The 11,208-nt window shown below is 67.4% G+C and carries 9 protein-coding genes; 6 read left to right on the top strand and 3 right to left on the bottom strand.

Going from position 1 to position 11,208, the window contains the following annotated elements; translation table 11 throughout:
• Window positions 1-20: 20 nt before the first annotated feature.
• Window positions 21-1,010 carry a Bug family tripartite tricarboxylate transporter substrate binding protein gene (locus AC3WRI_RS06420; RefSeq protein WP_439671996.1) on the bottom strand — a complete coding sequence of 330 codons (990 nt, stop codon included), beginning with the start codon at window positions 1,008-1,010 and terminating at the stop codon, window positions 21-23.
• 135 nt (window positions 1,011-1,145) lie between these two features.
• Between AC3WRI_RS06420 and AC3WRI_RS06425 the strand changes: the two genes are divergently transcribed.
• On the top strand, window positions 1,146-2,189 hold the full coding sequence (locus AC3WRI_RS06425; RefSeq protein ID WP_234788061.1) for a LysR family transcriptional regulator: 1,044 nt from the start codon (window positions 1,146-1,148) through the stop codon (window positions 2,187-2,189).
• 18 nt (window positions 2,190-2,207) lie between these two features.
• On the opposite strand, the gene AC3WRI_RS06430 is transcribed toward AC3WRI_RS06425, so the two are convergent.
• Window positions 2,208-3,032 carry an IclR family transcriptional regulator gene (locus AC3WRI_RS06430; RefSeq protein ID WP_058696504.1) on the bottom strand — a complete coding sequence of 275 codons (825 nt, stop codon included), beginning with the start codon at window positions 3,030-3,032 and terminating at the stop codon, window positions 2,208-2,210.
• 130 nt (window positions 3,033-3,162) lie between these two features.
• Between AC3WRI_RS06430 and AC3WRI_RS06435 the strand changes: the two genes are divergently transcribed.
• From AC3WRI_RS06435 to AC3WRI_RS06445, 3 genes are all read left to right on the top strand, one after another.
• On the top strand, window positions 3,163-4,818 hold the full coding sequence (locus AC3WRI_RS06435) for a GMC family oxidoreductase (RefSeq protein WP_010810328.1): 1,656 nt from the start codon (window positions 3,163-3,165) through the stop codon (window positions 4,816-4,818).
• 129 nt (window positions 4,819-4,947) lie between these two features.
• Window positions 4,948-6,276, top strand: coding sequence for an MFS transporter (locus AC3WRI_RS06440; RefSeq protein ID WP_010810329.1), 1,329 nt, complete (start codon window positions 4,948-4,950; stop codon window positions 6,274-6,276).
• A 68-nt stretch (window positions 6,277-6,344) separates the two neighbouring features.
• On the top strand, window positions 6,345-7,070 hold the full coding sequence (locus AC3WRI_RS06445) for a GntR family transcriptional regulator (RefSeq protein ID WP_011617507.1): 726 nt from the start codon (window positions 6,345-6,347) through the stop codon (window positions 7,068-7,070).
• A gap of 20 nt (window positions 7,071-7,090) precedes the next feature.
• Here AC3WRI_RS06445 and AC3WRI_RS06450 read toward each other — a convergent pair whose 3' ends face one another.
• A complete protein-coding gene (locus AC3WRI_RS06450; protein ID WP_492292875.1) occupies window positions 7,091-7,759 on the bottom strand; it encodes an alpha/beta hydrolase in 669 nt (222 codons plus the stop codon).
• A gap of 446 nt (window positions 7,760-8,205) precedes the next feature.
• Here AC3WRI_RS06450 and AC3WRI_RS06455 point away from each other — a divergent pair, with 446 nt between their 5' ends.
• Both AC3WRI_RS06455 and AC3WRI_RS06460 read left to right on the top strand, forming a co-directional pair.
• Window positions 8,206-10,659 (top strand): DUF3772 domain-containing protein, encoded by a 2,454-nt coding sequence (locus AC3WRI_RS06455; protein WP_492292876.1) that lies wholly within the window; start codon window positions 8,206-8,208, stop codon window positions 10,657-10,659.
• A 115-nt stretch (window positions 10,660-10,774) separates the two neighbouring features.
• The gene (locus tag AC3WRI_RS06460) at window positions 10,775-11,143 is read left to right on the top strand and encodes a hypothetical protein (RefSeq protein ID WP_011617510.1); all 369 of its coding nucleotides are present in this window, start codon (window positions 10,775-10,777) and stop codon (window positions 11,141-11,143) included.
• The last annotated feature ends 65 nt before the right edge of the window (window positions 11,144-11,208 follow it).

An 11,208-nucleotide genomic window follows, 5' to 3' on the forward strand; every position in this document is an offset into this window, starting at 1 on the left:
GCTCCGACAGCGTGAACGGTTCAGTTGGATTCGAGATCGACTGCGCGCGCAATGGCGCCGTAGCGGATCGTTTCCGCTTGCAGGAAGCGGCGGGCCTGCTCGGGGGTGGAAAGTACCGGCTCATAGGCAAGCGTCTGCAGGCGCGCGGCAAAGTCCGCTTCCTGCACGCTGGCCTTCACTTCCCTGTAGAGCCGGTCGATGACCGGGGCCGGCGTACCCGCCTTGACCACCAGCGCCAGGTTGCCGCGTACCTGCAGCACATCCGTGCCGCCCGCCTTCTGCGTTTCGAGGCTGGGAAACTGCGTGACGGGCTCCGCCTGCAGCGTAGCCAGGGGCCTGGCCTTGCCATCCTGGACGTAATTGACCGAAGAGCCGATCACATCGACATGCGCATAGGTCTGGCCGCCGATCAGGTCCGCCATGGCCGGCGGCGAGCCGCGGTATGGAACGATGGTGAAATCCAGGCCATTGCGGCGCTTCCAGTCGGCCAGGCCGAGGTGCGCAGCCCCCGCGACGACGTTGATGCTGATCGACACCTTGCCGGGATTGCGCTGGATATGCGTCTTCAGCTCGCCCAGCGTCATCTCCTTGCGGTCGGCGCGCGTGATGATCCAGTGCGGCACGGTGCTGACGATGGTCACCGGCGTCAGGTCGGTCTCGGGGCGATAGCGCAGGCCCTTGATTGTGAACGGATTGATACTGAGCGTGCCGTCGCTGGCCAGCAGCAGCGTGTTGCCGTCGGCCTTCTCCTTGAGCACCGACGACACACCCGGCACGGTCGCGCCACCGGCGATGTTCTCCACCATCACCGGCTGCCCCAGCCGCTGTTCCAGCTTGCGCGCGAGTGTGCGGCCGATGATGTCGTAGGAACCACCGGCCGGGAACGGCACCACCAGGCGCAGCGGCCGGTCGGGCCACGCGGGTGCGGCAGTTGCGCAAGTGGCTGCGAGCAAGGCTGCGCCGGCAAGCATGCCGCGCATGATCGAGCGCAAATGGCTCATGGCTTCCATGGGTCTCCTCCTGAGGTCTGATTGCCTCGTGATGGCTTGGAATGAATCAGGTGATGCGCCGACTATATGGGATCGGTTCCGATACCAAAAGCGAATAAAAATCGCTGTTTGTTGAGCAAATGGTTAACTTGTAGAATGAGCCACCCGGCCCCGCCGATCGTCGCCTGCCCCATGCCCGCCGAAGCCTTCGCCCATACCCTGCTTGGCCGCCTCAAGCTGCGCCACCTGCGCATCATGCTGGCGCTGAGCGAGATGCCAACCGCCGCAGCCGTCGCCGCGCGCTTTCATGTCAGCCCCGCCGCGGTGTCCAAGACCCTGGCCGAGATCGAAGACATCGTGGGCATGCCGCTGTTCGAGCGCAGCCGCCGCGGCCTGCACCTGACCGAGCCCGGACGGGAGATGGCAGCCCATGCGGCGGTCTTGCTGGCGCAGCTCGAACGGCTCGCCGAATCGCTGCAGGCAGTGCGTGCCGGCAGCCAGGGGGCGTTGCGCATCGCGTTCCGGACGATGTCGGTGCAGCCCTTCCTGGCGCGGGCGATGAGCGACTTCTACCGTGACCATCCGCGCGTGGAGATCAGCGTGATCGAAGGCGGCATCGGCGAACTGGCGGATCAACTGGTGGATGGCTCGCTGGACCTGCTGTTCGCCTATGACGATCCGCGCCTGTCGCTACCCGCGCTGCGCACGGCACCGGTAGTCCCGGCGCAGAAGGTGGTGATTGTCGCCAGCCTGGACCATCCGCTGCTCACGCGCCGCAAGCTGGCGGCGCGGGAACTGTCCGGGCAGCAATGGTGCATTCCGGTGGCCGGCTCGCGCATGCTTCACCTGCTGCACACGGCGTTTCATACCCTAGGGGCGCCGGCGCCCTCGCTGGGCATCCGCACCAGCGATGTGGCCGCCACGGCCAGCTTGTTGCAGGCGGGTCATTTCCTCGCGGTGTTCCCCGAGCGCATTGCCGCGCAGCTCACCCTGGCCAAGGTGGCGCGAGTGCTTCGCTTCGAACTCGGCAGCCGCGTGGAGCCGGTGGTCGCGGTCTGGAACGACGAACTCACGCCACGCACGCCGGCGCGCCTGTTTCGCGAGCTCGTCATGCGTCGCGCCGGCGAGACCCTCGTGGCCGAGCCAGTGCCGTTGCTGGCCGCGCGCGCGGTGGCGGCGGCCGGCGTTCGCAAGCGCTGAACGGGAAGCCGGCCCGGCTCAGTGCGCGCACAGCACCGCAGCCATCTCCCTCGCCGCGCCCTGCAACGTCGGCACCGCCTGCAGCAGCGCCTCAAGCGAAGCCCGCGCAGTCGGCGCATGACAGGCAATCGCGGCCACCACCCGGCCTGAACCCTCTCCATCCGGCTCGCGCACCGGCACTGCCACCGCGCACATGCCGCGCACGAATTCCTCGTGGTCCACGCCGATGCCGCGCGCGCCCAGCCGGTCCAGCTCGGTGTTGAGTCCCGGCACATCGGACAGCGTGCGCGGCGTGTGCGGGGCCAGGTCCAGCCGCCTGAGCATGTGCTGGCGCTCCAGCCGGTTCATCGCTGACAGGAACAGCTTGCCGCTGGCGGTGCAGTGCAGCGGCACGTGGATGCCGGGCGACAGCTGCAGGCGCAGTGGCTCGTGCGTCTCGACCCGCTCCACATAGAGGACCCGGTCGCCGTCGAGCGCGGTGAGGTTGCAGGTCTCGCCCAGGCTCGCCACCAGCCTGGCCAGGATGGCGCGGCACTCGCGCAGCATCGGCGGGCTCCTGAGGGTCTGCAGTGCCAGCGACGCGGCGCCCGGGCCGGGCACATAGCCGCGCTCGGCGGGCATGCGGACCACGAAGCCGGTGCGCTCCATGGCGGCCAGCAGGCGCATCAGTGTCGCCTTGGGCACATGCAACCGCTGCGAAAGCTGGGACAGCGTCTGTGGGTGCTGCGCCCTGGCCAGGCTGGACAGCACCATCAGCACGCGCAGGCTGCGTGCATCGTCCTCCACCGCCCCGTCTTCTGCTGCAGTGCGATTCTGAAACGGGAATTGCACGTTCTGTTTCACAACCGGCGTCTCCTCGCGATTGAGCTTTCCATTCCGGCTTTGAAAAATAAAATCCGGAACAGAATGTTTCAGATTATAGATCCAAGCCGGATGGTTACGTGCCTGCCGGCCAAAAAAGGAGACAGCGACGATGTCGCAAACCGTTGACTACATCGTGGTAGGCGCCGGCTCGGCCGGGTGCGTGCTGGCCAACCGGCTCAGCGAAGACGGCCGCTATTCGGTCTGCCTGCTGGAGGCCGGCCCGCCCGACCGCTACCCGTGGATCCATATCCCGATCGGCTATGGCAAGACCATGTTCCACAAGCAAGTGAACTGGGGCTTCTATACGGATCCCGATCCCAACATGCTCGATCGCCGCATCTACTGGCCGCGCGGCCGCACGCTGGGCGGCAGCAGCGCCATCAACGGCCTGATCTACGTACGCGGCCAGCGCGAGGACTATGACCACTGGGAAACGCTGGGCAATCCGGGCTGGAGCTGGGACAACTGCCTGCCCTACTTCCGCAAGCTCGAGAACAACGACCTTGGCGCCGGCCCCACGCGCGGCACCGACGGCCCGCTGAACGCGACCTCGATCGACCGGCAGCATCCGCTGGTCGATGCCTTCATCGGCGCCGGCCAGGCGCTGGGCCTGCCCCGCAAGACCGACTTCAACGGTGGCGACCAGGAGGGCGTGGGCTATTACCAGCTCACCACCCGCAACGGCTGGCGCTGCTCCACCGCGGTGGCCTACCTGCGCCCGGCGCGCGGGCGCACGAACCTGCGCGTCGAGACCGATGCCCACACCACCGGGATCCTGTTCGAAGGCAAGCGTGCCGTGGGCGTGCGCTACACCCAGCATGGCCAGCCCTATATCCTGCGGGCGCGGCGCGAGGTGATCCTGTGCGCGGGCGCGCTGCAGTCGCCGCAGTTGCTGCAGCTGTCGGGCATCGGCCCGGCGCCGTTGCTGCAGGACCTGGGCGTACCGGTGGTGCATGCCCTGCCGGGCGTGGGCGAGAACCTGCAGGACCATCTGCAGGTGCGACTGATCTACGAGGTGGCCAAGCCGATCACCACCAACGACCAGCTGCGCTCGCTGACGGGCAAGGCGCGCATGGGCCTGGAATGGCTGCTGATGCGCAAGGGGCCGCTGGCGATCGGCATCAACCAGGGCGCGATGTTCTGCCGCGCACTGCCGCAGGAAAGCGCCACGCCGGACACGCAGTTCCATTTCTCGACCCTGTCCGCCGACATGGCGGGCGGCACGGTGCATCCCTTCTCCGGCTGCACCTATTCGGTATGCCAGTTGCGGCCCGAGTCGCGCGGCACGGTGCGGATCCGCTCGACCGATCCGTATGAGCCGCCGTCGATGCAGCCCAACTACCTGTCGGCCGAGCTGGACCGGCGCTGCACCGTGGCAGCGGTGCGCTACGCCCGGCGCGTGGCGCAGGCCGAACCGATGCGCGGCCTGATGAAGCGCGAGTTCCGGCCGGGCGACGAGGTGCGCAGCGACGACGAGATCCTGCATTTCTGCCGCGAGTACGGTGCCACCATCTTCCATCCGTCGGGCACCGCGAAAATGGGGCCCGCCGCCGATCCATTGGCAGTGGTCGATGCGCGCCTGCGCGTGCATGGCGTGGGCGGGCTGCGCGTGGTGGACTGCTCGGTGATGCCTACGCTGGTCTCAGGCAACACCAACGTGCCGGTGGTGATGATGGCCGAGCGCGCGGCCGACTTCATCCGCGAAGACGCACGGCGGGAAGTGCATCCCGTCGACGTGGCAACCAAGATGGCAGCAGCCGCCTGAGCGGCCTGCGCCAATCCTGATTGCGAACAACCAAGGCCAGGCACCCATAACAAGGCCAAACCCTGCAGTGCATCCGGCGTCCATAACCATCCTTCCAGAGGACGCCGCCCATCACCAGAGGAGACAAGCATGACAAGCCCCAACGAACAGGCGATCCGCAAGGTCGCGCTGGCGTCCGTGATCGGCGCCACCATCGAATGGTATGACTTCTTCCTGTACGGCGTGGTCGCCGGCCTGGTCTTCAACAAGCTGTACTTCCCCGGCAATGACCCGCTGGTGGCCACCATGCTGGCCTACACCACCTTTGCGGTGGGCTTTGTCACGCGGCCGCTGGGCGGCGTGATCTTCGGGCACTTTGGCGACAAGGTTGGCCGCAAGAGCATGCTGGTGATCACGCTGATGATCATGGGCGTGTCCACCTTCCTGATCGGGCTGGTGCCGACCTATGACAGCATCGGCATCCTGGCGCCGATCCTGTTGCTGCTGTTGCGCGTGCTGCAGGGCATCGGCCTGGGTGGCGAATGGGGCGGCGCGGTGCTGATGGCCTATGAGTACGCACCGCCGGGCAAACGGGGCTTCTATGCGTCGCTGCCGCAGATCGGGCTGGCGATCGGACTGTGCCTGGCATCCGGCGTGGTGGCGCTGCTGTCGCTGACCCTGACCGATGCGCAGTTTCTGGCGTGGGGCTGGCGCGTGGCCTTCCTGATCTCGGCGGGGATGGTGTTCGTGGGCATGTATATCCGCCTCAACGTCAAGGAGACACCTGAATTCGCCGTGATCAAGCAGCGCAATGCCGAGACCCAGATTCCCTTTGTCGACATGATGCGGCGCTACCCGGGCAATATCCTCAAGGGCATGGGCGCACGCTATATCGACGGGGTCTTCTTCAACATCTTCGGCGTGTTCTCGATCACCTACCTGACCCAGACCATCAATATCAGCCGGACTGAAGCGCTGGTCGGCGTAATGGCGGCGGCCATTGCGATGTGCTTCTTCATTCCGTTCTTCGGCCACCTGTCCGACCGCATCGGCCGCACCCGCGTGTATTTCTGGGGCTCGCTGATCACGGCGCTGTCCGCCTTCCCGGCGTTCTGGCTGATGCTGAACAGCGGCGGCAACACCATGCTGCTGTGGCTGTCCATCGTGGTGCCGTTCGGCATCCTCTACGCCGCGGTCTACGGCCCGGAAGCTGCGCTGTTCTGCGAGCTGTTCGATGCCAGGGTGCGATACACCGGGATCTCGTTCGTCTACCAGTTCTCGGGAATCTTCGCCTCCGGCATCACGCCCATCATCGCCACGGCACTGCTCAAGTCGGGCGGCGGCAAGCCCTGGCAGATCTGCGCCTACGTTGCCTTTGCGGGGGTGGTGTCGGCGTTGTCGGTGGCGCTGATCGGACGGGGCGAAGGCTCCCAGGCGCCGCGTGAAAACGGCATGCCGCTGCGCGGTCCGGCGCGATAGGCGAGGAGCGGGCCGCCGCCCGCCGGCAATGTCTTAGAATGGCGCAACGCCAATAACAGGGACATTGCATGCAAACTCCGGACGGCACCGGTGCAGCCGCCGCCCCGCTCCTGCCCAGGGTTGTGCGCCAGCGGCTGCACGACACCGTGGTCGACCACCTGCGCAACTTTATCGTCGAGGGGGTGCTGCCGCCGGGCATGAAGCTCAATGAGCGCGAGCTGTGTGAAACGCTGGGCATCTCGCGCACGCCGCTGCGCGAGGCGCTGAAGGTGCTGGCCGCCGAGGGGCTGATCGAGATCTCGCCCAACCGCGGCGCGAGCGTGTCACGGATGAGCGAGGCCGAGGCCTGGGAAGCCTTCGAGCTGATGAGCGGCCTGGAGGCGTTTGCCGGGGAGCTGGCGTGCGAGCGCATCACGCCGCCGGAGCTGGCCGAGATCAAGGCGCTGCACTACGCCATGCTGGCCTGCCGCGCGCAGAACGACCTGCCCGGCTACTACGCCCGCAACCAGGAGATCCACGACCGCATCGCCGGTGCCGCGCGCAACCAGACGCTGCAGCAGACCTACCTGACGCTCAACCGGCGGCTCAAGGCGATGCGTTTCCGCTCCAACCACCAGACCGACAAATGGGACCGCGCCGTGCACGATCACGAAGAGATGATCCACGCGCTGGAAGCCCGCGACGGCAAGCGGCTGGCGGCCATCCTGCGCCAGCACTTGCTGGAGAAGCGCGCCGCGCTGATGCAGATCCATCCCGACCCGATCGGCGGCGCACCGGCGATGCCGAACGCCTGAGGCCTGGCGCCCTTAAGCCGTCAGGCGGCCGCCCCGGCCTCGGGACGATCCAGGTAGCCGCCGACGATACGGACCAGCAGCGGCAGCTTGCCGGTAAAGAAGTGGTCCGCCCCCGGCACCACTACCACGGGCAGCCCCTGCGGGCGCGCCCAGTCGAACAGCGCGCCGAGTTCCGCGCGCTCGTCACGCTCGCCGTGGACCACCAGGCAATCGGCGGGAACGGCCGGCGTGTCATAGCTGCGGTGCGCCTTGACGGTGCCGTAAGGCGTGCCGGCAAGCAACAGGTGGCGGATCGGCACGGACCGCGCCGCCAGCGTGGCGGCGGCATTGGCCATGACGAACGCACCAAAGGAAAAGCCGGCCAGTGCCAGCGGCAGGCCGGGATGGGCCTCGCGCAGATGGGCGACCACGGCGAGCATGTCCTGCGCCTCGCCGCTGCCCTGGTCATGCTGCCCCGCGGACCCCTCGACCCCGCGGAAATTCGGCCGCACGGTCAGGAAGCCGCGTGCCACCAGCGCCTTGGCCAACTGGTGCGGCACCTTGTGCGTGGCCGAGCCGCCCAGCAGCGGATGCGGATGCGCGACCACGGCGATGCCTCGCGGCGCGCCGGCGGGACGGTCCACCAACATTTCGATCTGCCCGGCCTCGCCGCCGAGCTGCGCCTTTTCCGTGCCTGACGGAACAGCCATGCCATCTCCTGGTAATGAAATGGGCCGCCTGCGGCCCGAAAGACCGTGATGGTAATGCGATTCCCGCAGACCACGCGCCACCGCGCGCGTATCCGTATCAAAATGTCACCCCGTGCGCTATCCGACACAAGGAACGGCTGGGTGGCGTATCCGCTTTCGTATAATTTCGCGAACCGCGGCAAGGCCGTTTTTCGTGTCCTCTGGTCCCGCCGCCATCGGTCAGCACGTCCCGTGTCCCGCACACCGGCCTGCCAGGCAGCCCGCCGCGCTTCGTGCCCTGACCAGACTTCGCTGAAGGGAGCGCCAGCGAGCGGCTCCCTTCCCGTGTTCATTGCCGGTGCTCCGGCCGTTCCCGCATCCCATCGCCGCCGCACCCGACGCGTGCCAGCGCGATGCCGTTGCCGATGCCGGAGCCGCCGCAAGTCACCATCCGACGAGATTCCGCCATGAGCAAAGTTTCACGGCTCGCACTGGGCCTTGCGCTCGCTGCGCTATGCCACCTGACGCCGGCCGCACTGGCCGCCCCGGCACCAGAAGCGGCTTCCGAGGCCGGCGCCCAGCAGGCGCCCGCCATCAGCCACGGCGAGGCCGCCGCCGAACTCAAGCGCCTGCAGACCGAGCAGGACCGCATCAAGCAGCAGGCCTCCGACCCGGAAGGCAACACCAGGCTGCATGAACTCGAAGAAACGCTGCAGAAGCTCGATGCCGACGTCGACAAGCTGTCTTCGGCGCTGACGCCGCAGCGGGCGCAGCTGCAGGCGCAGCTGGACGTGCTGGGCCCGCCACCGGCGGCCGCCACCACCAAGGAAGCGCCGGCGGTGGTCAGGCAGCGCGCCGATCTGAATGCGCGCCGTGCCCAGCTTGACGCACAACTCAAGCAGGCAGGAGAGAGCAAGGCGAACATCGCCAACCTGAGCGACCAGCTGGCGCGGCTGCAGCGCGGCCAGATGAAGGACCAGCTCGCGCTGCGCTCCGAGAGCATCCTGAACCCGCAGTTCTGGAAGCCGCTGGTCAGCCCGACACAGGAAGACCAGGCGCGCCTGGCCACCTTTACCGACCAGGTGGTGCCGATGGCGCAACTGGCCTGGCAGCCGTCACAGCGCGCCGCCACCATCGCCTTGCTGTTGCTGGCCCTGGCGGTATGGACCCTGGGCCGGCGCCTGGCGGAACGGGCACTGGCGTGGTTCTGCCTGCACAAGCTGCCGGAGACGCGCCTGCGCCGCAGCGCCCTGGCACTGTCCACCACGCTGGCCACCGTGTGCACCACCGGGCTGGCGGTGCAGCTGGTCTACAACGCCTTCACGCGCAGCTATGAACTGCCGCCGGACCTGGTCGAGCTGTACGGCCAGCTGCTCAAGCTGACGCTGACCAGCGCGCTGATCGCGGGCCTGGGGCGCGCGCTGCTGTGCACGCGCCATCCCTCCTGGCGCCTGCCGGCGCTGGCCGATCCGGTGGCGCTGGCGATGAAGCCGTTCCCCGCCGTGCTGGCCGGCCTGTTGCTGCTGGCCGGCACGCTCGAGCAGCTGAACCGCATTGCCGATACCAGCGTGCAGGTCACGCTGCTGGGACGCGGGCTGGTCTCGCTGGTGGTAGTGCTGACCATCGGCGCCGCGCTACTGCGCGCCAATCGCGTGCGCAACCTGCTGGCGGCCGCCGGCGAGCGGCCCGAGGCGCGCGCCACGCTGGCGGGCATGATCCACGCCGGCGTGTCGGTCATCGTGCTGGTGTCGGTGGTGGCGCTGCTGGCCGGCTACATCAGCTTTGCGCGCTTCCTGACCTACGAGCTGGTCTGGTTCGACATCGTGCTGTGCAGCCTGTACCTGCTGACCCAGGTCACGCGCGACGTCTGCGAAAGCCTGCTCTCGACCAACTACGCCAGCGGCCGTGTCATCAAGCAGCTGTTCGGCGTGGACGATTCGCACCTGGAGCAGGCCTCCACCATCCTGTCAGGCATCGGCGCCAGCGTGCTGCTGCTGGTGGCGGTGCTGGCGCTGCTGACCGGCGGCTTCGGCACCACACCCGCGGACCTGCTCAACAGCCTGGTAATGGTGCTGGGCGGCGAGAAGCTGCACAGCCTCAACATCATGCCCGACCGCATCCTGAATGCGCTGGTCGCTCTCGGGGTCGGCATCTGGCTGCTGCGCTCGGTGCGGCGCTGGCTCGATGGAGAACTGCTGCCCAAGGTCTGCAAGGAGCCGGGCCTGCGCGCCTCGCTGATTACGCTGTACAGCAATGTCGGCTACGTGTTGCTGGTGCTGCTGGTGCTGTCGCTGCTGGGCGTGCGCTGGGACAACCTGGCGTGGATCGTCAGCGCGCTGTCGGTGGGTATCGGCTTCGGCCTGCAGGAGATCGTGAAGAACTTCGTCTCCGGCCTGATCCTGCTGACCGAGCGTCCGGTCAAGGTGGGCGACATGGTCAGCATTGCCGGCGTGGAGGGCGATATCCGCCGCATCAACGTGCGCGCTACCGAAATCCAGCTGGGCGACCGCTCCACCGTGATCGTGCCCAACTCGCAGCTGATCTCGCAGAACCTGCGCAACGTGACCATGAGCAACAGCACCCAGGGAGTGGCGTCGCTGCAACTTACCTTCCCCCTGAATACCGACCCCGAACAGCTGCGCGACCTGCTGCTGGACGTCTACCGCGAGAACGAGAGCATCCTGGACGTGCCGGCACCCTCGGTCATGTTCAGCCAGCTGGCGCCCAACGGCATCACGCTGTCGGTGACGGGCTATGTCGGCAGCCCGCGCATCGCCGCCAACACGCGCAGCGACCTGTTGTTCGAAATCCTCAAGCGCCTGCGCGCCGCGGACATCTCGCTGTCGGTGCCGCAATCGCTGCGGCTGGAAAACATGCCGCCATTCGGGCAGGAGCCCGAGCGCGCGCTGGCCGCCGGCTGACCGGCATTAAAGCAGCCGTTACAACCCTAACAAGTCGCCGGCCGCGCAGAAACACCTTGAGGGGCGCTTTGCGTGCATCATGAATGCACACAAGCTGCATCAGAAGGAGTCCGATATGCGCCCCTCCACCCGAATCGTTTCAGCGGTTGCCCTGAGCGTGGCGCTGGTGGCAGCCGGCCCGGCATCCGCGCGCGGCCGCCACCACCACCACGGCGGCGGCTCGAATGCCGGAGCGGTGCTGGCTGTCGGCGCGCTGGTCGGCCTGGCCTTTGGCGCGGCCCTGGCCTCGACGCCGGTCATGGCGGCACCGCCCCCCGTCACGTACGCACCGGCTCCGGTGACCTACGCGCCGGCTCCCGTCTCATACGCACCGCCGGCAGCGCCGCCGGGGTATTGCTACCGCGACTACGACCGTGCCTATGTGCCTTGCGGCCCGCAGCCGTCGGGGTATTACGAACAGCAGCAGCCGTATTACGGCTATTGAATAAGGCGGCTGTGCAAAAAAGAAACGCCCCATGCCAAGCATGGGGCGTTTGTCTTGTAACGGCT

The sequence above is a fragment of the Cupriavidus sp. FW305-27 genome, from assembly GCF_058787995.1.

Excerpts from the sequence above, each read along its gene's own strand:
- AC3WRI_RS06420 (WP_439671996.1), bottom strand. The coding sequence starts at position 1,010 with ATGGAAGCCATGAGCCATTTGCGCTCGATCATGCGCGGCATGCTTGCC.
- AC3WRI_RS06425 (WP_234788061.1), top strand. The coding sequence starts at position 1,146 with ATGAGCCACCCGGCCCCGCCGATCGTCGCCTGCCCCATGCCCGCCGAA.
- AC3WRI_RS06435 (WP_010810328.1), top strand. The coding sequence starts at position 3,163 with ATGTCGCAAACCGTTGACTACATCGTGGTAGGCGCCGGCTCGGCCGGG.
- AC3WRI_RS06440 (WP_010810329.1), top strand. The coding sequence starts at position 4,948 with ATGACAAGCCCCAACGAACAGGCGATCCGCAAGGTCGCGCTGGCGTCC.
- AC3WRI_RS06445 (WP_011617507.1), top strand. The coding sequence starts at position 6,345 with ATGCAAACTCCGGACGGCACCGGTGCAGCCGCCGCCCCGCTCCTGCCC.
- AC3WRI_RS06450 (WP_492292875.1), bottom strand. The coding sequence starts at position 7,759 with ATGGCTGTTCCGTCAGGCACGGAAAAGGCGCAGCTCGGCGGCGAGGCC.
- AC3WRI_RS06455 (WP_492292876.1), top strand. The coding sequence starts at position 8,206 with ATGAGCAAAGTTTCACGGCTCGCACTGGGCCTTGCGCTCGCTGCGCTA.
- AC3WRI_RS06460 (WP_011617510.1), top strand. The coding sequence starts at position 10,775 with ATGCGCCCCTCCACCCGAATCGTTTCAGCGGTTGCCCTGAGCGTGGCG.